This is a genomic window from Leisingera sp. McT4-56, from assembly GCF_020514995.1.
Classification (GTDB): domain Bacteria; phylum Pseudomonadota; class Alphaproteobacteria; order Rhodobacterales; family Rhodobacteraceae; genus Leisingera; species Leisingera aquaemixtae_A.
Genome location: NZ_JAJALF010000034.1, coordinates 1 through 23,842, shown reverse-complemented (window position 1 = coordinate 23,842; position 23,842 = coordinate 1). Strand labels below are relative to the sequence as shown.

Sequence of the window (23,842 nt, the reverse complement as noted above, 5' to 3'; positions counted from 1 at the left end):
AGGTCAACCGGGCCGCAGCCCCTGCCCTTTGCGCGCTGAACCGATCTGGATCAATGCGCGCGCATGTCCTGCGGCCTAGACTTACCCCGTCCTGACAGGAGGCAGTGAAATGGCCGATACCGCGCCCCGACCCCGAACCAAGCGCGGGCTGACCACCCGGGCCCTGGCCGTCTTTGGCGTCACCTTCTCCTTTGCCGCCATTCTTCTCAGCGGCAGCATCCTGTTCCTTGCGCCCATGGGCAGGGCCGCACAGGCCGCGGACTGGGACGTGCTGGGTTTGGCCCGGCAGGGCTGGAGCGATCTGCACATTGTCCTGGCGGCGCTGTTCATCGGCTTCTCGCTGTGGCATGCCGCGCTTCATTTCCACGTTTTCAAGACGCTGATCTTCGGCAGCAGCATGTCGCCGCGCGGCCACCGGGCCGAGGCGCTGATCGCGCTGGCAGCCGTTGCCGCCGTTACCGCGCTGGCCCTTCTGCAGCTGCCCCCGGCCAGCTGGCTGCTCGGCCTCAACGAGATGTTTAAACACGCGTTCTGGACGCCCTGAAACCGGACACCGCCGGGCAGCGGACCACCAGCAGCCAAGGCAGGCATGAGGCAGTGTTGAGAAGATGGCATAAGCGACCCTTCAGGCCGGAGCGTTGCGGAGACTGCCTGGCGGGACCTTGCGAACCTTCGCCGCAGCTGCGGCCCGGGCGCCTCTCTGTGCCTGCCTTGCGCAGCAAGCGCCAACCGCAGCATCTATTGCCTAGCTCTTACCCAAAACACCCCGAGTATTTTGAAAGCCTTCTGGTTCTGATCAGCCCCACCTGATTGGTCCGGTTTGATTGTTGGTGCATGACCGACCTCTGGTTCTGCCAGCGGACAGCGGCAGGCATTTGCCCGGAACGCCGGTCGGCGGCCCGGGGGGTGCATGTGATGCCGATTACTGAAGGTTCCGGCATTCTGTGTGACCATGTCAGTGCGGCTGCAAGCAGCCGTCGGCAACTTCCCTGATGGAGGCATGCAAACAACCGAACTCCCAGGAGTGACAGATCATGGAGACCCTACCGCTACTTACCAGACTCATCGACCAAATCGCAGCCGGCGGGCAACTCGCCATAGAACGTGCGGTTGCCAGCCGCTTCTTTATCGGCGGCGCTCAGCCTGCTGCCGACCCGGATCCGCTGGAAAAGGCCGCAGACCGCCTGCTGGCCATCTTGCCCGATGACAAGCTGCAAGCCCTGAAAGCCGCAGTCACCCGCGCGCTTGCCGCATCGCCGCGCGAAAGGCGCCGCCGCTTGGGGGTTGCCGCCGATGTCGACCTGACAAGTGAAGAGAGCATTTCCGCGCAGATCCGGAAAGCACCATTTGACCGGCGGCTTTCGGATGACCCACGCCGACCGCTGGGTATTTCTGTCATGCAGGCCAGGCGACCGTCGAACATGCTCGCTGCCGAACTTGCCAGCCTGATGCACCCGACGCAGCGCAGCGCCGACGCGCTGACCTATGCCCCGGCCGAACAGTTCCGCGATCCGCGGCCACCGCAGTTTTTCATGGCTCATGTTGCCGGATTTGTTGGTCCGGCTGCCGCGGCATCCGGCGGCGTCAGCCACGGCAGCACCTTGATTGGCACCGGTGCCCTCCAGACCAAATACATCCAGATGGGCGGCCAAAACTCGGTGCTTGGCGACAAGATCGGTGCCGAGCGCATCGACCAGGACTGGAGCGGGCGCCTCGGGCGCGTGCAGGTTTACGAGAACGGCATGTGCTGGACTGACGGAGTGAATGCTTTCTGCATCTGGGGCTCGATCTACGATCACTGGCGCAATCTCGACGGCCTGAGCGTGCCTCATCTGGGGTTTCCGGCAATGGATCAGCGCCGAGCACCGCGCGACGACGGCTGGTTCTGCCACTTCCATGGAACGCCCCAGCACGGCATGGGCTCGATTTATCACGGCGACCTGGAACCAGCCTGTGAGATCCACGGCGCTATCCGGTCCGAATACGCCTCGCACGGCTGGGAGTTCGGCAACGGGTGGCTGCTGACCGACGAAGTTCCAAACGGAGAGCCACCCTTCGGCCAGAGCGGCGCCTCAAGCGAAGCGCGCCTTGGCAAGATGTGGTGGTCGCCGCCCTACGGCGCCCACTCGCTGCCGGCGCAGGTGAACACCCTCTACGAGCAATTCGGCGGGCCATCCGGCAACCTCGGCCACATCAGTTGGACCGCGTCCGACCTGAATATCCGCCCGGTCAACTTCGAAGGCGGCCGCTTCACCATCACCGGCAACCCGGCGCAGCCCGTCCTCGATGACACTCCGCGTGCGCATGCCTTCCGCCTGATCACTGTCAAGGCAAACAAGACAACCAAGGAGCCCGGGCTTGACGAGATCAAGCTCAGCGTTGCCCGGATTGATCCGGACGGGGAAGTCCGCGGCGAGCTGATGAGCCTCGGCCAGTTCAACAACGGCACCGTCGCGGCGCCGAACCTGTTCACAACGTTTAATCATGATCCCAACCGCTCACCGCCCTTGACCTGGCCGCGGTTCGTGGCCGCATCGTATTTCCTTGTTGAGGCTGACGACGGGGATCTGGACGCCTGGCATCTCAGCCTGATCGAGAACATCAAGGACACCGTTGAAAGTGAACTCGAAAGCGGATTGGAGGGACTTGGAATTGCTCTGGGCGGATTGGGAAAGGCCATCGCCATAGTACTGGAGCTGGGGCTGGGCACGATCCTCGACAAGATCTTCGGCGATATCAAGGACTCGCTTACGGAAGATTCGATCTTTCCCGCGGTCGTCGTCTCCAGGACCCTTGCCAGCGTCTGGAGCGGGCCACCGAGCCAGGCCGTCGACGAGGGTTGGCACGTATTAGGTGTCGACACGCGGCTCGCCAAAGCCGGGGGAGGCGAATACGAACTGCGCGTGTCGTTCCTTCGGAGCGTCGACCCCGCTTGACGGTCAATTTCTGCACCATGCGGGGGTTCATGGGCAGTAAACTGGCCCCTTTGGCCAGACCGCACCGGTTTATCCAACCCCGATAACCGTCATTGGCGCTTGCGCTGCGAATGCCTCCCTCGGCGGGCCGCGACGCGTGACCTGTTGCTTTTAAATGTCCTCGCAATGGGCTGGCCCCTTGCGCAGAATCTGCGCATGCTGATGAACGCGCCAAAAGCGCGGCGAACCGCATGCGCAACAATTTCTGTGATAACAGACGAAAATCCGTTATGGTTTGAGATCAGCCATAGGCAGAATCCTGAATTGGCACCGGGCTGCCGGCAACCGGATTTTGCTATTTGATGGGATACGGCAAAACGCAATCAGAGCCGCAGATCACTCCTGCAGATGCTGTAAAAGCGCTTGAGCAGCAGCTGGCGCAGGAAAAAGCGCGGTTTGCCGCCACCTCCGAAATCCTGAAGGTCATCGGACAGTCGCGGGAAGACATTCAGCCGGTTTTCGACACCATTGTGAAAAGCGCCGCCGAGTTGTGCGGTGCACGGTTCTGCATGCTGTGGCGCTGCAGCAGCGGCATGATCCATCACTGCGCAAGCCATGGCTTCACACAGGCGTTCATGGACGGCTACCTGGCGCATTACCCGGCGCCGCCGGCTGCCGGTTCCATTACCGGGCCGGTTATCCGCACGGGCCGCACTGTTCATCTGACCGATGCCCAGGCGCCGGAGTATTCGGATCACAAAACGGCGCGGCAATTCGGCTACAAGGAGATGGTTGCCGTTCCGGTAAAGGCTGGACCCGGCATTTGGGGCGTTCTTGTTCTAGGCTGGCCAACGGGAAGGGCTGCACTGGCAACCGACATCAGCCTGCTGGAAACCTTTGCTGAACAGGCCAGCATCGCCATCGGCAATGCGCGGCTGTTCAGAGACACTCAGGAAGCGCTGACGCATCAAACCGCGACGTCTGAGGTGCTGGGTGTGATCTCCCGCTCGCCCAATGAGATCCGGCCGGTGCTCGACGTCATTCTGAAAGTAGCCTCAGACATCTGCAAACCGCAGACGGCCTATGCGACATTGCTGGATCCCGACGGCAAATACCGGATCGCAGCAGCGCATGGCATGACGCCGGAGTTCCGCCGGTTCCTTGCGGAGCAAGCGTTTGAGCCAGAGACCGGCAGCTGCACGGGGCGAACGGCGCTGCTGCAGGAAACAGTGTATATCAGGGACACCGAGGCCGACGCGGAGTTCAAATGGAAAGCCGCCGCCAAGCAGGGAAATTTCCGGTCGGCGCTGGGGGTGCCGCTGATCAAGGATGGTGTCGTGGCGGGTGTCATAACCCTTGGCCACGAACAGCCCGGAGCTTTCACGGAGAAGCAAATCAGCCTTTTGGAAACCTTTGCGGCGCAGGCGGTGATCGCGATCAGCAACACGCGGCTGTTCGAAGAGGTGCAGGCGCGTACGGCAGAGCTGAGCGAGGCGCTGGAATACCAGACCGCAACGTCAGAGGTGCTGAGCGTGATCTCGCGCTCCCCGAACGAGTTGGAGCCGGTGCTGGCCTCCATTCTCCAGGTGGCCTCCCGCCTGTGCGACCCTGAATATGCGTTCTTTGCCATGCTGGACGCGGCAGACGGGCTGTACCGGATCAGCCAGTCCCACAATGTGCGGCCGCGGTTTCTCCGCTACCTTGAGGACAACCCGATCGCACCGGGCAAAGGCAGCTGTATCGGCCGCACGGCGTTGACCGCTCAGACGGTCTATATCGCCGATACGCTGAGCGACGACAGCTACACCTGGAAGGAAGCGGCCGGGATCGGCAATTTCAGAAGCACGCTGGGGGTGCCGCTGATCAAGGACGGCATTGTCCTGGGGGTGATCGTGATGGCGCACAGCCAGCCGCAGGCCTTTTCGCAAAGGCAGATCGGCCTGCTGGAGACCTTTGCCTCGCAGGCGGTGATCGCAATCAGCAACACGCGGCTGTTCGAAGAAGTGCAGGCGCGCACGGCAGAGCTGAGCGAGGCGCTGGAGTACCAGACCGCAACATCGGAGGTGCTGAGCGTGATCTCGCGCTCGCCGAATGAACTGGAGCCGGTTCTGCAGGCGGTGCTGAAGGTCGCGGTGCGGATTTGCCGCCCCGAGGTCGCCTATGTGGCGCTGCTGAACCAAGACACCGGCGCCTATGAGGTGGCGGTGACCCACAATGCCAATGAAATCTTCGAGGAGATCCTGGCGCAGCAGCAATTTCTGCCGGGACGGGCGACGACGACCGGGCGGGCAGCCCTGACCGGCCGGACGACCTATATTCCCGACATCGAGGCCGATCCCGACTACGGCTGGCGGGAGCAGGCGCGCAAGGGCGGGTTCCTGTCCAGCCTCGGGGTGCCGCTGATCAAGGACGGCAAGCCCCTTGGCGTGATCACCCTGGCCCATGTCCGCAGGAATGCCTTCAGCCCGAAACAGATCGCGCTGTTCGAGACTTTCGCGGCGCAGGCGGTGATTGCGCTGAGCAATGCGCGGCTGTTCACGGATTTGCAGAATGCGCTGGTCCGCCAAACCGCCAGCGCCGATATCCTGCGGGTGATCAGCAGCGCCCAGGAGGACGCAAAACCGGTATTCCTGGCAATTGCAGAGGCAGGGGTGCGGCTGCTGGACTGCGACGGGGCGGCGGTGCTGATCAGGGACGGGGATCATTTCACCCCTGCCGCGGGGATGCGCAAGACCGGGCCGATGGACACTTTGAACCCCGATCCGGTTCCGATTGATCCAAAGCTCAATTTCCCGAGCCGGGTCTTTGCAACCGGGAAGATGGTGCATATTCCGGACTTCGCCGAAACGGAGCTGCCGCCGCATGAAGTCGCAACAGTGGAAAAATTCGGCCTGCAGTCCTGCCTGTACCTGCCGCTGCTGCGCGACGGCGATTGCGTCGGGGTGCTGGCGTTTTCGCGTGCAGACAGCAAACGCGCCTTCACCGGCGAACAGATACGGCTGGCAGAGAGTTTCTGCGACCAGGCGGTGATCGCCATTCAGAACACGCGCATGTTCAACGAGACCCAGTCGGCCCTGGCGCGGCAGACGGCCAGTGCCGATGTGCTGCGGGTGATCAGCAAATCGCCGACCGACACCAAGCCGGTGTTCGACGAGATCGTGCGCCTGGCGATCTCGCTGATTTCCTGCGACCTGGCGATTGTGACCGAATGCGATGGCAAGGAGTTCTGGCAGACGGCGGTCGCAACGCCTGCCGGTGTGGAAACTGAAATCAGCCAGACCCGGCATCCCGTCGACCCGGCACAGAACTTTCCGTCGCAGTCCTATACCGGCAAGAAAATCCTGCACATTCCCGACTGGTCACAGGTTGAGCTTCCTCCGATGGACCGGCGGATTTATCACGCCAGCGGCTTCCGCTCCTCCTTGATGCTGCCCTTGCTGCGGGACGGGGCGTGCATCGGCGGCCTGGGATTCATCCGCAAAGCGGCGCGGGCGTTCTCCCGGGATGAAATTGCAATGGCGGAATCCTTTGCCGACCAGGCGGTGATCGCCATCGGCAACGTCCGCCTGTTCCAGGAGGTGCAGGAGGCCCGCGCCGCGGCAGAGAAAGCGAATGAGGCCAAAAGCGCGTTCCTGGCCACGATGAGCCACGAAATCCGCACCCCGATGAACGCGGTGATCGGCATGAGCGGGCTGCTGATGGACACCGAACTGAACGGTGAGCAGGCCGACTATGCCCGCACCATCCGCGACAGCGGCGACGCGCTGCTGGGGATCATCAACGAAATCCTCGATTTTTCCAAGATCGAGGCGGGCCAGATGGCCATCGAGGCGCACCCTTTCGATCTGCGCGGCTGCATCGAAACCGCCCTGGACCTGATCAGCGGGCGGGCTGCGAAAAAGCAGCTGGATGTTGCCTATATCATGGACGACAGCGTGCCGCCTGCCATCAGCGCCGACCTGACCCGGCTGCGGCAGATCCTGCTCAACCTTCTGTCCAACGCGGTCAAGTTCACCGACACCGGCGAGGTGGTGCTGTCGGTAAGGTCGGACCCGCCTGCAGATGGCCGGGTAAAGCTGCATTTCGAGGTCCGCGATACCGGCATCGGCCTGTCCGCGGACGGGATGAGCCGCCTGTTCCAGTCCTTCAGCCAGGCGGATTCCTCAACCACGCGCAAATACGGCGGCACCGGGCTGGGGCTGGCGATTTCGAAACGGCTGGCAGAGCTGATGGGCGGCACGATGCAGGCAGCCAGCGAGGGGCCGGGCCGGGGATCTGTGTTCAGCTTCACCATCCTGGCGGAACCGGCCGCGCTGCCGAAACCGGCGGCCCGCAGCCTGCTGGGCCCGCAGCCGGAACTGGCCGGCAAGCGGATCCTGATGGTGGATGACAACGAAACCAATCGCAAGATCCTGACGGCCCAGACCCGCAAGTGGGGGACGCAGACAACCGCCGTGGCCTCGGCCGATGCGGCGCTGGAGGTGCTGGCGGAGGATGGCGGGTTCGACTTGGCGATCCTGGACATGCACATGCCCGGAACGGACGGGGCGGCGCTGGCACACCGGATCAGAGAGCGGAACAAGAACCTGCCGCTGGTGCTGTTCAGCAGCCTTGGCGAACGCGGCCCGGGGGAAGAGGAAGGGCTGTTTGCGGCCTGCCTGGCCAAGCCGCTGCGCCAGTCCCAGCTGTTCGATACGCTGGCCGGGCTGTTTGCGCCGGCAGCTGTACCCGCGGCAAGGGCCGGCACGGGCGGCAAACCGGCGGCCGATCCGGAAATGGCCGCGCGCCACCCGCTGCGGATCCTGCTGGCAGAGGACAATCTGGTGAACCAGAAGCTGGCGGTCCGGCTGCTGGAGCAGATGGGCTACCGCGCCGACCTTGCCAGCAACGGGATCGAGGCGCTGGAAAGCGTGGCACGCCAGGTCTACGATGTGGTGCTGATGGATGTGCAGATGCCTGAAATGGACGGGCTGGAAGCCTCGCGGCGGATCACCGGCGCATATCCGCAGGACGGCAGGCCCGCGATCATCGCGATGACCGCAAATGCGATGCAAGGCGACCGGGAGATGTGCCTCGAAGCGGGCATGGACGGCTACATTGCAAAACCCATCCGCGTCGAACGGCTGATCGAGGCGCTGGAAGGCATTCACCCGCGCGGAAAGGAGACGCCATGAGCGCCAGCCCCCTGGACCCCGCTGTCTTTGCAGAGCTGCAGGCCGCGACCGGCGCGGATTTCGCGGCAGAACTGGCCGCCACCTTTCTGGAAGAGGCGCCGGGCATGATCGCACAGCTGAAACAGGCGGCGGCGGCCGGCGATGGCGACGGTTTCCGCCGCGCCGCGCATTCGCTCAAGTCCAACGCAAACACCTTCGGCGCCACTGCGCTGGCGGCACTGGCACGGCGGATGGAACTGTCCGGGCTTGGCGGCCCGGCACCGGATCTTGCCGCGCTGGATAGGGAATACACCCGCGCGGATGCCGCGCTGCGGGGGCTGCTGGATGGCTGACGCGCTGGGGCATGTGCTGATTGTGGACGACAACAAGGTCAACCGGCTGCTGCTGGCGCGCAATGTCGAGCTGCTGGGGCACCGCGCCGAGGCCGCGGAAAACGGCAAGGTCGCGATGGAGCGGCTCAGGGCCGAAACCTTTGACCTGATCCTGCTGGACATCGAAATGCCCGAGATGGACGGTTTCGAAGTGCTGGCGGCGATCAAGGCGGCCCCGGAGCTGCGCGATATGCCGGTCATCGTCACCTCCTCTCTGGAAGGGCTGGACAATATCGTGCGCTGCATCGAATTGGGCGCGGAGGACTACCTGCCAAAACCCGTGAACCAGGTTCTGCTTGGCGCCCGGCTCAGCTCGAGCCTGGAAAAGAAGCGCTTGCGGGATGAGCAGAAGCGGCTGCTGGACCGGTTTGCAACCCACGAGGTGGCACTGGACCTGCAGAACTCCGGCTTTGCCATTGGCGGCAAGCGGCTCACTGCATCGGTTCTGTTCTGCGACATCCGCGATTTCACGGCATTGTCCGAAGACCTGCCGCCAGAGGCCACCATCGAACTGCTGAACACCTACTACACGCTGATGTTCGACGCCGTCAGCAGCAACGGCGGCATCGTGAACCTGATGATCGGCGACGGGCTGATGGCGCTGTTCGGCGCGCCGCAGCCGCTGGAAAACCCGGCGCAAAGCGCGGTGGCGGCGGCCGGGGAAATGTTCAGCATGATCACGGTTCTGAACCAGGAGCAGCGCGCGGCGGGCGCGCCGGAAATCCGGCTGGGGGCCGGCATCGCCACCGGCGAAGTGGTGGCAGGCTATGCCGGCACGGACGAGCGGGCCGCCTACACCTGCGTCGGCAAGACCGTGAACCTGGCAGCCCGGCTGGAAGCGCACACCAAGGCCGCCGGGCGCAGGATCCTGATCGACCGGCAGACCCGGAACAGCCTGCGTGATCCCGCCGCGGCAGAGCGAATTCAGCAGGTGGCGTTCAAGGGCTTTTCCGAGCCGCAGGATATCTTTGCGCTGTGATCCGCCGGCACTGAACCGCCCCTGCCGCCAGAAGGTTACAGCCTCATTCGCGGCACGTCGTTCGGGTCCAGGCGCAGCTCGATCAGCAGCGGGCCGTCCCGGGTTGCAATCGCCTGGATCGCGGTTTCCAGGTCATCCGCAGAATTGACCTGCACCCCCTGGCCGCCAAGCGCGGTTGCAATGCCCGCAAAGGAGGGCCAGTCGAACATTGACAGGCCCGGGTCCATCTTGCGGTCGAGGAATTGGATATGCTCGGCGCCATAGGCGCTGTCGTTCGCCACGATCACGATCAGGTCCTGTTTCATCCGGACAGCGGTGTTGAACTCGTTGATCCCGCCCATCATGAAGCCGCCATCGCCGGTGAACAGGACAACGGGGCGGCCGGGCACGGCAAATCCCGCACCGATGGCAACCTGCAGGCCCAGCCCAATCGAGCCGAAATTGGTTGTCGCGATGAAGCTTTCGGCGTCGGGCACCGACAAACGGCACCAGACCTCGGTCATGAAACGCCCGCCATCGGTGGTGAGAAAGCGGTCCTTGGGCAGGGCCTCCTCCAGCCGGTCGAGCGCATATTCGAAATTGACGTATCCGGGCTTTGCCTTGTCAGGGTTGCCCTTGGGATGCGCGGTCAGCACCTCCATGTCCAGCTCGGCTGTGAACCCGCTGCCGGGGATCTCGGCCTCGTCCAGCCACCAGACGATATTCTTGGCGGTCAGCCCGGCATCGGCCACGAGCGCCGCGTCGGGGTGGTAGTTTTTCGAGACCTCGGTGACCGTGTCGTTGATCTGCACCACCCGCTTTCCCTGCATCAGCGCCCCCTTGTCGGTGGTGAACTGGTGCAGGCTTGTGCCGAACGCGACCACGCAATCGGCCTTGTCGATCGCCTCGTAGGCGGCAGGCGTCGAAAGCGTTCCGAAGATGTCGATATTATAGGGGTGGCCGCTGAACATCCCCTTCGCCTTGAGCGTAGTGGCCAGCGGCGCCTCGAGCCGGTCGGCCAGTTCGATTATCTGCGGAACCGAATCCTTGGCGCCGATGCCCGCCAGGATAATCGGGCGCTTGGCGCTGGCAATCATGCCCACCGCCTCGTCCAGGTCATCGCCCGCAGGGACATATGCGGGGGCATTGAAGGCGGGAAAGACATGGGGCACGTGCTCAACCTCCTGCCACATGAAATCGGCAGGCATGTTCAGCACGATGGGCCGTTTCTCGACCTGGGCGCGGTAGAACGCATGGGCCACGTCATACGAGGCCGTCTCCGGCGACCGCATCTGCTCGAAGCCCGCCCCAGTCACCTTCACCGTCTCGCGCTGGTCGATATTCTGCAGATTGTGCGGGTTTGACACCGGGGTGTCACCGGCCAGAAGCACCAGCGGCACATGGCCGCGCGCGCCTTCGGTCAACGCGGTGACGCAGTTTGTCAGCGCCGGCCCGTGGGTCACGGTGGCCACACCGACCCGGCCTGCCACCCGGCCGTAAGCAAGCGCCATCAGAACCGCGCTGCCTTCATAGGCCACCGGCACAAAGGTGCCGCCGCCCTCGCGCACATAATGGTCGACCATGAACAGGTTCGCATCGCCCATCAGCCCGAACATCGTGCCCTGCCCATGATCGAAGAGGGATTGGGCGATGGATTGGTAAACGTACATGTTGCGGCTCCCCGGCTGTCTCTTCATCTGCGCTTCATGCTATTGGTATCCGCTCACCCGCGCGGAGTGTGCGCAAAACAGAGCGCTCCAATGAGATTCTGCCGGTGAAGTCCGCATCACTTCGCTATAGGGCGCGTGATTTTCGCAAGCGGGCGGCCTCAGATGGATTCAACCGACCAACTCACAGTTCAACAGGGGCCACCGGCGGTGTCCAAGGCCGCCCCCGGCCGCCAGCTCGCCTGCGGCTGGATCACCGGCACCTCAAGCCTCAAACGTTAACTTGCAAGGTCCTTGCCGATCCGTTTCGGCCCGGAGCCGGCCTTGATCAAGGGGCCGGATTGCCCCTTCGCAATTCTCCCTTCCGCCGTGAACTGTTCCCCCCGTAAAACTGGCTCGCTGGTCAAAAGCTGCCCAGCCGGTATATTTAGAAGATGGGCAACCAGGTATTTTTGCTGTTCTTCGGAGGAAGTGAAGTCCGGCTATCCGATGGCGCGGTTTCAGGGCTCGCCAAAAAATCGCAGGCCTTGCTCGCCTTTCTCGCCATGGAAAACGGCCGCCCGGCCGCGCGCGAACGTGTTGCCGCCTTGCTGTGGGGCAATATGGGCGACGAGCGTGCGCGCCACAACCTGAGGCAAGCGCTGTCGCAAATCAGACGGGTGATCGGCCCCGCCGTCCGCAGTGACGGCGACACGCTGCGGCTGGACACGTCGCTGTGCGCAGCGGATGTTTCTGCATTGGTTCGCAGCAAGGATTGCCACGACATTCCCGCACTGAAGGAAGCGCTTGCGCTGTACCGGGGAGACTTCCTTGACTCCTTTCATGTTCAGGCCGGGGAATTCGAGGCCTGGGTGCGCGACACGCGGGAGGAGTTGCGCTCGATAGCGTGCAGCGTGATCGACCGTTTGGCCGCCAAACTGGTTGCGCAAGGGGCCGATGCCGAGGCTGAGACCGTCCTCAGACGCAAGCTTGCAATAGACCCGTGTTGCGAAATGGCGCACCGCGCGTTGATGGAACTGCTTGACCGCCAAGGCCGCCGGTCGGAGGCCATGCGCCAGTTCAAATTATGCACTGAGGCCTTGCAGCGGGACCTCGATACAACTCCCGGCCCGGAAACACGGGCCGTGTTCGACGCGATTTCCAGGTCCGCGCTATCGCCATTGCCGGGGACCCCCGCCCAGTCCGGGGCAGCCAATTCAGCAGGCAAACCCGTTGTCGCGGTTCTGCCGTTCGAAAACCTCTCAGACGAAAGCGATTTGTACTTCTCGGATGGCATCACCGAGGATCTGACAACGGCCTTGTCCCGCTTCAGCGAACTGGAGCTTATCGCCCGGCCTTCGTCTTTCCGGTATCGCGGCCGGGCAACCCCCGAAGATGAAGTCGCCGCTGCCCTGGGGGCGTCCTTCCTGGTCCGGGGCAGCGTGCGCCGCTCAGGCGACGCGGTGCGGATAAGCGTGCAGCTTTTGAGCAGCGAACGCGGCACCGCACTCTGGGCAGAACAGTACAACCGCCAGATGGGCGATGTCTTCGAGGTCCAGACCGAGATCGTTTCGACGGTTGTTTCGACGCTTGTGGGGCGGGTGGAAAGCGCCCGCCTGATGCAATCGCGCGGCTTGGATCCGCAGCGTCTGGAAGCATACGATATCCTGCTGAGAGGCAAGTATCATCACCACTTGTTCACAGCTGCCGATTGCCGGAAGTGCCTCGATTTGTTCAGGCTGGCGATCAGCAAGGACCCGGACTATGCGCTGGCCCATGCCTGGCTGGCCTGCGGCTTGGGCCAGGCGATCGTTCACAAGCTGGATGACCCTGCGATACTGGTGGATCAGTCGCAGGCGGCGGCCGAACACGGGCTGGAACTGGACGAGAATGAAAGCGAGTGCCACCGGGTTCTGGCTCAGAACCATTTGACCAGAGGCAATGTCCGCCGGGCGCTATGGCATCAGGAGCGCGCCTTGTTTCTGAACCCCAACGACGACCGCTCACTGTGCGCGATGGGCGAGATTCTCACTTTTGCGGGCGAGCCGGTTTCCGGCGAAGAATGGGTTCGCAAATCAATGCGGCTGAACCCCTATCATCCGGAACGCTACTGGAGCCACCTGGCCCGGGCGCTGTTTCACCAGCAGCGGTTTGAAGAGACACTGAATGTCCTCGACCGCATCAGCCGCAAGCGGGCCGATGATCTGGTCTATCTTCTGGCGTCCAGTGCCAAGACAGGGTCGAAAGAAGACCAGGACCGCGCCAGGGCCGCCGTCCGCGCCTCGGGAGCGCAACTGGATCCGGTCGAAACGGCGCAGGGTTTTCCGCTCGAACGCGCCGAGGACCGCGATTTGCTCCTCGGCGCGCTGAACATGCTGGACCGGGTTTGAGCGCAGGTTATGCGGCGATCGCCCGGGTCCTTTTGGCGATATACCCGGCAAGGTCTTCGGCATCGCGGCCGACGCCGTCAATCAGGTTGGAATACTTGCGTTTCTGAAAACGCATTCCAAGGACATAAAGGCCGGCAACAGGGCTGATGCCCTCCTTGTGCGAAATCTCTCCGCGTTCATCCAGCACGGGGATTTTCAGCCAGGGATACTTTCTCTGATAGCCGGTTGCCCAGACAACGGCGCGGACACCGCCTGTTCCAACAGGCAGCTCGGCGGGGGCATCGGGGATCGGCACAGGCTGGACTTCGCCGGCTTCGGCCGGCGGTGCGTCATACCCTTTGGCCTCGATGAACCCATCGATTTTTCCAAGCAGTTCGAACATCATCCTGTCTGCTTTCTCCACGCTTTGGCGCAGCGTATCGGCAAACAGGACCCGGCCGTCCTCGACACCTGCCGTGCGGCCGGCCAGGCGCGCGCCCAGCTTCTGCACCGTAGATAGATCCAAGTCGCGGTTCTCGGCGGACCCCACCAGCTGCGGCGGCGGGTTGCCGCGTTCATCGGCGGGATCTGCTGCGGCGGCAAACCCGCCGGTCGCATCCATCCAATACAGGATGTCGCGCCCGCGGTACCGCCGCGGCACCCGGATATGGGTTCCAACCGAGACCGTAACGGAGCGCCCGGCCCCAAGAAGCTCTTCGGCGATTTGCAGGCCGGTCGCCGAGGCGCCGACAACCAGCACATGCCCTTCAGGCACCTGCGACGGGTTCCGGTATTCCGGCGGAACGATTTGCACGACGTCATCCGGCAGGTTCTCGGCGAAATCGGGAACGCGCGGCGTGTCGCAGAATCCGGTTGCAACCACGACGTTCCGCGCGCACCACTCCCCGCGGTCCGTCGCAACCCGGAACTTGCGGCCCTCCATGCGCTGCACCGCCGTAACAGTTGTGCCGCGCTCGATGCAGGCATCATACGAGCGGGCATAACGCTCCAGCCGCTCGATGAAATCCGGCACCGACATAAAGGCATCCGGCTCGCCGCCGTCATAGGCCCCGTGCGGCAGGCGGCTTTGCCAGTTCGGGGTCAGCAGTTTCAGAGAGTCCCAGCGCTCGCTGTGCCACCTCTCGCCGATCCGCCCGCGTTCCAGGATGACATAATCGATGCCATGTTCGAACAGGCAGCGCCCCATCGCCAATCCGGCCTGGCCGCCGCCGATGATGACAGTGTTGACGTGTTTCATGACTTTTCTCCTATCGGGCATTGCAGATGCCCCCGATAGTCGGGCGGCGGCGTCATTTGCCTGTCAGCAGACCCGTTTCCCAGGCGTCTATTATTCGTCAATTTGACGCACCGGATACACAGCTGCTGATTTCCTTTCCATTGCGGTTCCGACACCCCGACGGTGCGCGCGGCCTGTGCCAGCGCGGCCTGTGCCTGCCCGCAGAAGACGTCTCCTGCGGCATCAACCGCTGAGAGAAAAAAGCGCCCAGTCCCCGGGCGTCCCCCGGAGTTTTCGGTGGTCCAAGCTGACAAAGCCGTGCTCTGATCCAAGCGTCAGGTCCTTGACCGTCTGCGATGTCAGGATTTCATCGGGTGCGGCTTCCTCCAAGAGCCGTGCGGCGACATGCACGGCCAAGCCGCTCAGGTCCTGTTCCCGGATCTCGCATTCTCCCGTGTGCACGCCGATGCGGCTTTTCAGCCCCAATCCTTGCACATCCTGCCGCAGGGTCAGCGCGCATTCCAGCGCGCTGGTCGGTCCCCGGAACGACAGCAGATACCCGTCGCCCGTGTGTTTGACCTGTGTGCCGCCATATGCGGCGACGCGGTGCTGCACGGTGTGATCGAGTTGCTCCAGCACGCTGCGCCAGCGCGCGTCGCCCATCCGCGCAATCTGTTCCGTCGACCCCACCAGATCAAGGAACACGAGCGTCAGCAGGGTCCGCTCGGTTGGGGCCGTTACCGCTTCGCCCGTCACAAAGGTGCGGATTTCCGAAACCAGCCGGTCCTGATCGCCGTACCAGGCGATGTGGTCCTCGCCCGGCAACACATGCAGCTCCGCGCCGCGGATATGCTCGGCCAGATACTTCGCGTTGTTCAGATCGCACCAGTTCTCGTTTTCGCGGTGCAGCACCAGCGTCGGCGCCCGGATGGAGGAAAGCACGCCGCGGATATCGATATTGTAATTCATTTCCGAAAGTTTCCGCAGGGCACGGGGGCTTGCGGCATAGCGGAAATAGGTGTCGAGCCAGCGTTGCGCCGCCGGGTCGCCGGCAATGCTCGGCGCGCCGTCAATTCCCAGCAGGTGGCCATCGGCATAGTTGGCGAAATGCTCCAGGGCGGCCGCCACCGCATCGGGTTTCAGCCCCTGCGGGTAATCCGGCGCCCATTTGTAACGCGCCCGGCAGCCGAAGTAGATCAAATGGCTGACGCGTTCGGGATAGGTGGCGGCAAAGACGCTGGAGATTGCGCCGCCCTCGGACATTCCGAAAATCGCCACCCTTTCGGCCCCAACCGCATCCAGCACCGCATTGATGTCCTGCGAACGCTCTTCGAGCGTGGGGTATCCGACGTCCCTGTCCGACATGCCGACACCGCGCTTGTCGAAAAAGATCACCCGGGCGAACCGGCTGATCTGGGTCAGGAAACGCGCGTAATCCGGGCTTTCCCAGGCGTACTCGATATGGGTGGCCCAGCCCTGCGCCCAAAGCAGGTCAATCGGGCCTTTGCCAAAGACCTGATAGGCAATGTGAATATCGCCCGCCTTTGCATATTTGGTTCGAGGCCGTTTCACTCCCCCAAGATCGCGTGCTGCATCAAGGCGGTCAAGTGGCCGCAACGCGGCGGGGCACGCCGGGCAGCCGCCCCGCCGCACCCGGGTTTCCTTCGCCTCCTTATGTGTATATATATTAGCGTTAACGCATTTTATTGGAGCAGCAGGCAGCATGGCGGGACCCCGGGAAAACATGAGCTACCGCGATATCAAGCAGGTGGTCCTCGACAGGATTCAAAACCGGATCTGGGCTCCAGACAGCCTGCTGCCAAGCGAGACCGACCTGGCCGAAGAGTTTTCGAGCACCCGCACAACCGTGAACCGGGCGCTGAGGGAGCTTGCCGAGGAAGGCTTTCTGGAACGGAAGCGCAAAGCAGGAACCAGAGTTCTGAACGCCCCGATCAGAAAGGCCCAGTTTGTCATCCCTCTGGTCCGGGACGAGGTTGCCGAGACCGGCTCGGCCTACCGCTATTCGCTGGTGGAAAGAAATGTGATGCCCGCGCCGGCATGGCTGTCGGCCCGGCTGCGCATCCCCCAGGGCCAGGAGGTGCTGCATCTCAGGTGCATGCACTACGCGGACACCGCCCCCTTCCAGTACGAAGTGCGCTGGATTGTCCCGGAAAGCATCCCCGAGGTTCTGGACGCAGATTTCTCCCAGTCCGGCCCGAATGACTGGCTGGTGCAAAAGGTGCCCTTCACAAACCTGGAACTGAGTTTCCTGGCCACCAAAGCGGATCAGACCGTGGCTGAGTTTCTTGACGCACAGGCCGGAGACCCGGTTTTCACTGCGGAGCGGATCACCTGGCTGCGCGGCAAACCCGTCACTCTGGCCAAGCTGTATTTCGCCCCGGGCTACAAGATGACAACGCATCTTTGACCTTGCCGGGCGCTGCATTCGGCAGCTTCAAAAACCCCGCCCTGCGCGGCGCCGCGAAAGCATGGGCAACCGGGGCCGGCTTCCCGGCGCCCACAGGGAGCGCCGGTCTAGTCGTACTGCACCCGCCCTTCATAGGCGCCCCGCGCGGTGATCTCGTGCACCATCGTGGCCAGGGTCGTCAGGTCCGCTACCGGCAGCCCGATAGCAGCCTGCAGCGCATGCGCATAAGGCGGCAGATCGGTGCATTCCAGCACGACCGACGTCACATCCGGCGCCACTTCCAGCATCTGGCGCCCGGCCGCCGCCAGCTCCGCGGTCAGCTTCTCCTCGTCAATCTGGGTCCGCTTGTTCTGCAGGATGACCTCCGAAAACTCCGGCTTGTCCTCCATCCCGATGACCGCCACCGGGGTCTCCCCTGCCCCGACCGCCGCAAAATGCGCGGGCGTCAGCGCCGAGGCGCGGGCGGTGATCACCCCCACCCTGCCCCGCCGCCCGGCCATCTGGTGCATCAGCGGGATCTGGATCAGGCTGGAGGAAAACACCGGAATGGACACCTGTTCCGCCAGTTCCCGCTGGTACAGCGCCATGAACCCGCAGCTGCCGGTGATCGCGGCGCAGCCGGCCTGCTCCAGCTCCCGCGCGGCGTCGAGGAACGGCGCAAAGAACTCCAGGCTGGGGCGCTCCAGCAGCTCGGCGATGGTGGTGCCCTTGACCACCGCCTTGCGCACCGGGAACGGCAGGCTGCCGGTGCAGCGGATATGGCCCGGCGGCTTGGCGAAATGAGTGTCCAGGCACAAAAGGCCGAGGGGGGCAGTATCCGACGGTGAGGTCATCTCCAAATGTCCTTTCTGTTTTCAGAAGCGCCCGGTGGCATAGGGGCCGCAATCGATGTTCGGGGTCCGCCCGGTCAGCATGTCGGCCAGCAGCTCCCCGGTCTTGGGAGCCATCATCAGCCCGTAGTGGGAATGGCCGAAACCCGCGTAAAGCCCCGCGTGGCCGCCGAATTCGCCGATCATCGGCAGCGTGTCGGGAAACGACGGGCGGCGGCCCATCCAGAATTTCGGCGCCGCGGTCACCAGATCGGGAAACGCCGCCTTGGCCTGCGCCTGCATCCGCGCCTGCTTGCGGCTGTCCTGCGGCGCGTCGATTGCTGCGAACTCCGCCTGCCCGGCCACCCGCAGCCCGCCCGTCATCGAGCTGGCGACGAATTTCGCATCCGTATCCATGACCGAATTGTTCAATTCGATGCCCGCTTCGGGAAACTCGATGTGATAGCCGCGCTCGCTGGCCAGCGGCACCGCAATGCCCAGCGTCTTCAGCAGCTCCGCCGACCAGGCCCCCATGGCAACCACCACCCGCCGTGCCGCGTAGGTCTGCGTGCCGCAGATGATCCGCCAGCCGTCCTCGCCGCGCCGCAGCCCGTCAACCGGCGCCTGCAGGATCTCGATGCCCAGCCGCTCCGCCTTTGCCGCCAGCGCCGCCATGATCTGCCCCGGCGACAGCGCCCGCGCCTGGCCGTGGATCAGCACCGCCGACTTGAAGCCGGGCGACAGGGCCGGCTCGATGCGCCGCAGCTCGTCCTGCCCGACCAGCTCCAGCCGGGCGCCCTTGTCGGCCCGGATGCGGTAGTCGATCGCCTGCAACAGATCCCTACCGTCCTTCCGGTAGGCATGCACATAGGCGCAGTCCTGCACCAGATGCTCCTGCCCGGTGCCCTCCAGGTGCCGCCGGTACAGATCCACCGAGGGCATGCACAGCGGCTCCATCGCGTCCGCGATCTCCTGCACCCGCTGCGCCGAGCTGTTGCGCAGGAACGAAAGCCCCCAGGGCACCATCCGCGGCCAGTAGCCGGCCCTTACGCTCAGCGGCTGATAGGCGCCGAACATCAGGTCCGGCAGCTTCTTCCAGATCCCCGGCAGCGACTGCGGGATGAAGGACCAGGGCGAGATCACCCCCGCGTTGCCCGAGGAGGTTTCCTGCCCCGGTTCGCCGCGGTCGATGAGCCGCACCGGCACACCGCGCCCGGCCAGGGAGAGCGCGGTGCAAAGACCGACTGCACCGGCGCCCAGGATCGTGACTTGATCATTCATGGTGCTCAGGCCGCCTCCGCCTTGGCCTGCCGCGCGTGCAGCAGCTGGCTGATAATGGCGGGGCTGGCAACCGCCAGCGCCGCCAGATCCGCCTGCAGCGACGGCGCGATGAAGATCAGCCCGGCCAGCGCCAGCAGGATGCGGAACACCATGCCCATCGGGGCCAGCCAGTAGCCGACAACCGCCGCCGACAGCGCCACCACCCCGGCGATGCAGCTCGCCGCTGTGTAGGTGAACTCGACAAAGTCGAAGCCGGTCGAAGAGACGAACAGCAGCACCGGCGCATAGACGAAGGCCATTGGCGCCACCACCTTGCCCAGCCCCAGCGAGAACGCCGACAGGCCGGTGCGGAACGGGTTGGAGTTGGCAATCGCCGCCGCCGCATAGGCCGAGGTGCAGACCGGCGGCGTGATCTCCGCCACCACCCCGTAGTAGAGCACGAACATGTGGCTGGCGATCGGCGGAATGCCGAGCTGCGCCAGCGCGGGCTGCGCCACCGACACCAGCATGATGTACAGCGCCGTGGTCGGCACCCCGGCCCCCATCAGGATGCAGGCGATGGCGATGAAGACCAGGCTGATGAACAGGGTCAGGTCCTCGACGCTGAACAGCTCGAAGCTGCCGATGCTGAACAGCCCGTGCAGATCGCCGCCCAGGTTGGCCGCCGCCTGCGTCACCATGAAGCCGATGCGGAAACCGACGCCGGTGGTGTTGATCACCCCGATCACGATGCCGACCGCCGCCGAGGCCGCGCCGACCGCCAACGCGTATTTGACACCGGTCTCCAGCGTGTCCGCCATCTCCGGCATGGTGGTGCGCTCCTGCGGGTTGAAACAGGCCAGCACCGCGCCGCCCATCAGCAACAGCGACATTGGCAGATCGAAACCGCCGCCGGCGTATTTCCACAGCACAAAGGCAATGAAGGCGGCCGGATAGGCCAGGGTCAGCGGCGCCTTCATCCGGCTCATGCCTGCAATCAGCGCCAGCGAGATGCCGCAGAAGGCGGACATATAGGGCGTGTAGCCGGAGAACAGCACCGTCAGCAGGCCGACCAGCGGCACCAGGTTGGCCCAGCCGTCGCGCCAGACCGCGCCCAGCTTGGGCAGCATGTCCTTGGACATGCCCTTCAGGCCCAGGCGGCGCGCCATCAGATGCACCACGGCAAAGACGCCGGTGTAATGCAGCAGCGCCGGGAAGATCGCCGCGATCACGATGGTGGTGTAGGGCACCTCCAAGAATTCCGCCATGATGAAGGCCGCGGCCCCCATGATCGGCGGGGTGATCTGCCCCCCGGCTGAGGCCGCCGCCTCAACCCCGCCCGCGAAATGGCCCGGGTAGCCCAGCCGTTTCATGTTGGGGATGGTCAGCGCGCCGGTAGAGACGGTGTTGGCCACCGAGGAGCCGGAAATGGTGCCGAAAAAGGCAGAGGACACCACCGAGACCTTGGCCGGCCCGCCGGTGTAGCGGCCCGCCAGGATGGTGGCGTTGTCGATGAACAGCTGCCCCAGCCCGGTGCGCTGCGCGATGACGCCGAACAGCACGAAGTGGAAGACGATGGTCGACACCACCCACAGCGTCACCCCGAAGATGCCTTCCTGCGGGAAATACATCGACGACACGAAGGTGCGGAACTTGACGCCCGGATGCTGCAGGATGCCCGGAAACACCGGCCCGAACAGCGCATAGGCGATGAACACGCAGATGATCAGCGGCAGGATCCAGCCCAGCGTGCGCCGGGCGATGTCCAGCACCAGCACAATCAGGATGCAGCCGAACACCATGTCATAGCTGTTGGGGTTGCCCATCCGGAAGGTCTGCTCTTCGATGCCCAGCATCGGGATGCCGTGCCAGGCAAAGCCGAGATAGAGCGCCGAGGCGGTGCCCAGCACCATCAGCAGCACATCCAGGAACGGCACCCCGCCCAGGTGGAAGGCGCCTGTTTTCAGGTCAAAGGCGGTCTTGCTCTTCAGATGCGGGAACAGCGCATAGATCAGGATGAACAGCCCCGACAGGTGCCAGCCCATGTGCCAGTAGTCCGGCGGCAGTGCAAAGCCGGCCGTAAGATAGTGATAGGCGGCAAAGGCCAGCGCGACATAGCGCAGGAAGGCGCTGAACCGGGTGGAAACCTCGCGCGTGGCGGCGCCTTCGTCGTATTTCTTCTCGATCGCGGCCAGTTCCTCGGCCGTGAGTTCGGGGGGGGTCTGCTGAGGCGCGTCGCTCATAGCGTACCTTCCTGCTCTGAGTAACGTGAAAGACAATCCGGGCGGCGTGCCCGCGTTGGTACGCCGCCCGCTGGGTTTGATCCGGGGGAGAGAGGCCGGATCAGTTCAGAAGCCCGGCTTCCTTGTAGAACTTCTCGGCACCGGGATGCAGCGGCACGCCCAGCGACCCGATCCCGTCCAGCGCGGTCTCCAGCGTGATCTGCTTGCCCTTGGCATGGCCGTTGTCCAGCAGGTTGCGGGTGTTCTTGTTCCACATCGCCTGGGTTATGCCGTAGACCAGTTCGTCCGGCAGGTCGGAGGAGACAACCAGCAGCGCCGAAACAGCCGGGGTCTTCACTTCGTAATCCACGCCGTCATAAACATTGGCGGGGATTTTCGACGGGATGTAGGCCGGGATGATCTCGTTGATCTTGGCCAGGTCCTCGTCGGTGAAGCTGTGCAGCTCCATGCCCTTGGTGGTGGCCAGCTGGACCATCGCCGACACCGGCCACCCTGCGGCGTAGAAATAGCCGTCAAGCTGCCCGTCGGCCAGGCGCTCCGCCGACTGGCTGTTGTTCAGCTCGGCCTCGTCCATGTTGTCGCGGGTCACGCCCCAGGCGTCCAGCATCTGCAGCACCGCAACCTGGGTGCCGGAGCCCGCCTGCGCAATGCCCACACGCTTGCCCGCAAGATCGCCAAGGTCATTCAGCGACTGGCCCTTGGGCAGCACCAGGTGCAGGTCTTCCGGATAGAGGTTGGCAACGATGCGCAGCTTCTCATGCGGCTTGCCGTCGAACTTGCCCTCGCCCAAGTACATCGAGCGGGTGACATCCGCCGCGGCCATGCCGGCCTCCAGCTCGCCGTTCTGCACCGCGGTGTTGTTGAACACCGACGCGGTGGTGGACTGCGCGATGGCGATCAGCCCCGGCACGCCGCACTGGCCGCCCTCGTCGCAGGGGCGCGAGCCGGGAGGCGCGGAAATGCCGTTGGCAATGGTGCCGCCGATCGGGAAATAGGTGCCGCCGGCGCTGCCGGTGCCGATGCGGAAAAAGGTCGGGCTTTGGGCCGCGGCGGCGCCCGCCACCAGCGACGCTGCCAGGATTGCCCCGCTCAGCCGTGTCATCATGGTCATCTTACTCTCCTGTTGGTCTGGCCCGGGTTTGGTCCCGGGGAATGCTGTTGCAAAAGGATGAGCCAGAGATGTGATAAAAACAAATTTTAATATTTTCAGTTTTCCAAAGTTTTGCTTATGTATGACGAACGCCCGGCCCGGCCGCAGCAAAGACAGGGGGTTTGCGCATGAATCTGTCCCAAATGACCGCCTTCCGCGCGGTGATGGAGGCCGCCTCGCTCTCTGCCGCCGCCGAAAAACTGGGCCGGACCCAGCCCGCCGTCAGCCTGGCGATCCGGTCGCTGGAGGACTCGCTGGGGCTCAAGCTGTTCGAACGGCGCGGCCGCCAGTTGGTGCCGGTGCCCGAGGCGCACTATCTGCACGCCGAAACCAGCGACATTCTGGACCGGCTCAGCAGTGTCGCGGGCACCATGAAAAGCCTGACTGCCGGCCAAAGCGGCAGCCTGAACGTGGCCTCGATGCCGGGGCCGTCCACCTTCCTTTTTCCGCGCTACATCAGCCGCTTCACCGGCAGCAATCCCCGCATCCGCATCTCGCTGTCGTCGCGGACCTCGCCGCAGATCCGCGAACTGGCCGCCACCCAGGGCTTCGACTTCGGCTTTGCCGACATGATCGGCCGCGAGGCTTCGGCGCAGACCTTCCGGCAGGAGACCATTGCCGCCGATTGCTTCTGCGCCATCCCGCAGGACCACCCCTTGGCACAAAAACAGGTGATCGCCTGGAAGGATCTCGACAACGTGCCGCTGGGGCTGCTGCAAAGCACCCATATCACCCACCAGAAAACCGTGGCTGAACTGCGCCGGGCCGGCGGCACGCCGAACGTCGTCCTCGACAGCCAGTTCTTCCTGCCGATGATGCCCTTCATCAGCGCCGGGCGCTGCCTGTCGGTCGTGGACCCGCTGACCGCGGTGACCGAGCACGAGGTCGATAGCACTGGCGGCCGTGTGGTCTTCCGCCAGATGGAAGGCGGCTTCCGCTACGAATACACCATCATCTCCCCGGTGTTCCGCCCGCTGTCGCAGCTTGCGCTGCAGATCAAGGACGGCTGGAAAAACGAGGTGATGGATCTGCTCGCCAAGGCAGGCGCCCGGCCGGAGTATTTCCCCTCCGCACCGGACCAGTGACCGACATCCGGCTGCTCTGCGCCCAGCGGGCGAAGTCCTGCGATATCGCGCAGTTCGCCGATGGCCTCAGGGACCACGAGGCGGTGTTCCGCGAAGCGCTGCACGGCCTGCTGTTCCAGTCGCCGGTTCCGGTGATCGTGAACGGCGCGCCCTTCGGCAGCTACAGCCGCATCTTCCTGGCCTGGGACAGCAGCCTT

At 64.1% G+C, this 23,842-nt stretch carries 15 protein-coding genes and 1 pseudogene; 9 read left to right on the top strand and 7 right to left on the bottom strand.

Going from position 1 to position 23,842, the window contains the following annotated elements:
* The first annotated feature begins 109 nt into the window (after positions 1 to 109).
* The 5 genes from LHL23_RS22320 (at position 110) to LHL23_RS22300 (ending at position 9,439) form a co-directional block, all read left to right on the top strand.
* Positions 110 to 544, top strand: coding sequence for a DUF4405 domain-containing protein (locus LHL23_RS22320; protein WP_226431605.1), 435 nt, complete (start codon positions 110 to 112; stop codon positions 542 to 544).
* 490 nt (positions 545 to 1,034) lie between these two features.
* Entirely contained in the window at positions 1,035 to 2,936 is a 1,902-nt protein-coding gene (locus LHL23_RS22315) for an LGFP repeat-containing protein (RefSeq protein WP_226431604.1), read from the top strand.
* A 341-nt stretch (positions 2,937 to 3,277) separates the two neighbouring features.
* Complete coding sequence (locus LHL23_RS22310) at positions 3,278 to 8,089, top strand: GAF domain-containing protein (protein WP_226431603.1); 4,812 nt, start codon at positions 3,278 to 3,280, stop codon at positions 8,087 to 8,089.
* Positions 8,086 to 8,421, top strand: coding sequence for an Hpt domain-containing protein (locus LHL23_RS22305; protein ID WP_226431602.1), 336 nt, complete (start codon positions 8,086 to 8,088; stop codon positions 8,419 to 8,421). Before LHL23_RS22310 ends, LHL23_RS22305 begins: the two co-directional genes overlap by 4 nt.
* Positions 8,414 to 9,439, top strand: coding sequence for an adenylate/guanylate cyclase domain-containing protein (locus tag LHL23_RS22300; protein ID WP_226431601.1), 1,026 nt, complete (start codon positions 8,414 to 8,416; stop codon positions 9,437 to 9,439). Before LHL23_RS22305 ends, LHL23_RS22300 begins: the two co-directional genes overlap by 8 nt.
* 35 nt (positions 9,440 to 9,474) lie before the next feature.
* Here LHL23_RS22300 and LHL23_RS22295 read toward each other — a convergent pair whose 3' ends face one another.
* Positions 9,475 to 11,088: a thiamine pyrophosphate-binding protein gene (locus tag LHL23_RS22295; RefSeq protein WP_226431600.1), complete on the bottom strand. Its 1,614-nt coding sequence runs from the start codon at positions 11,086 to 11,088 to the stop codon at positions 9,475 to 9,477.
* 524 nt (positions 11,089 to 11,612) lie between these two features.
* On the opposite strand from LHL23_RS22295, the gene LHL23_RS22290 reads away from it, so the two are divergent.
* Positions 11,613 to 13,454 carry a BTAD domain-containing putative transcriptional regulator gene (locus LHL23_RS22290; RefSeq protein WP_226431599.1) on the top strand — a complete coding sequence of 614 codons (1,842 nt, stop codon included), beginning with the start codon at positions 11,613 to 11,615 and terminating at the stop codon, positions 13,452 to 13,454.
* A gap of 7 nt (positions 13,455 to 13,461) precedes the next feature.
* Here the strand turns inward: LHL23_RS22290 and LHL23_RS22285 are convergent, their stop codons facing one another.
* On the bottom strand, positions 13,462 to 14,691 hold the full coding sequence (locus tag LHL23_RS22285) for an NAD(P)-binding domain-containing protein (protein ID WP_226431598.1): 1,230 nt from the start codon (positions 14,689 to 14,691) through the stop codon (positions 13,462 to 13,464).
* A 222-nt stretch (positions 14,692 to 14,913) separates the two neighbouring features.
* Positions 14,914 to 16,242: an adenylate/guanylate cyclase domain-containing protein gene (locus LHL23_RS22280; protein WP_226431597.1), complete on the bottom strand. Its 1,329-nt coding sequence runs from the start codon at positions 16,240 to 16,242 to the stop codon at positions 14,914 to 14,916.
* Between the two features lie 172 nt (positions 16,243 to 16,414).
* Here LHL23_RS22280 and LHL23_RS22275 point away from each other — a divergent pair, with 172 nt between their 5' ends.
* The gene (locus LHL23_RS22275; protein ID WP_222482569.1) at positions 16,415 to 17,098 is read left to right on the top strand and encodes a GntR family transcriptional regulator; all 684 of its coding nucleotides are present in this window, start codon (positions 16,415 to 16,417) and stop codon (positions 17,096 to 17,098) included.
* Between the two features lie 107 nt (positions 17,099 to 17,205).
* Here LHL23_RS22275 and LHL23_RS22270 read toward each other — a convergent pair whose 3' ends face one another.
* The 4 genes from LHL23_RS22270 to LHL23_RS22255 all read right to left on the bottom strand — a co-directional run bounded on the left by LHL23_RS22270 (position 17,206) and on the right by LHL23_RS22255 (position 22,521).
* Complete coding sequence (locus LHL23_RS22270) at positions 17,206 to 17,931, bottom strand: aspartate/glutamate racemase family protein (protein ID WP_226431596.1); 726 nt, start codon at positions 17,929 to 17,931, stop codon at positions 17,206 to 17,208.
* 21 nt (positions 17,932 to 17,952) lie between these two features.
* Positions 17,953 to 19,188 carry an NAD(P)/FAD-dependent oxidoreductase gene (locus tag LHL23_RS22265; RefSeq protein WP_226431595.1) on the bottom strand — a complete coding sequence of 412 codons (1,236 nt, stop codon included), beginning with the start codon at positions 19,186 to 19,188 and terminating at the stop codon, positions 17,953 to 17,955.
* 5 nt (positions 19,189 to 19,193) lie between these two features.
* Positions 19,194 to 21,410, bottom strand: a complete 2,217-nt coding sequence (locus tag LHL23_RS22260; protein WP_222482552.1) for a TRAP transporter permease — start codon at positions 21,408 to 21,410, stop codon at positions 19,194 to 19,196.
* A gap of 100 nt (positions 21,411 to 21,510) precedes the next feature.
* Entirely contained in the window at positions 21,511 to 22,521 is a 1,011-nt protein-coding gene (locus tag LHL23_RS22255; protein WP_222482551.1) for a TAXI family TRAP transporter solute-binding subunit, read from the bottom strand.
* A gap of 167 nt (positions 22,522 to 22,688) precedes the next feature.
* Between LHL23_RS22255 and LHL23_RS22250 the strand changes: the two genes are divergently transcribed.
* Positions 22,689 to 23,645: a LysR family transcriptional regulator gene (locus LHL23_RS22250; RefSeq protein ID WP_226431594.1), complete on the top strand. Its 957-nt coding sequence runs from the start codon at positions 22,689 to 22,691 to the stop codon at positions 23,643 to 23,645.
* Positions 23,642 to 23,842, top strand: a pseudogene (locus LHL23_RS22245) (universal stress protein); the annotation flags it as partial. The gene LHL23_RS22250 and the pseudogene LHL23_RS22245, both read left to right, overlap by 4 nt.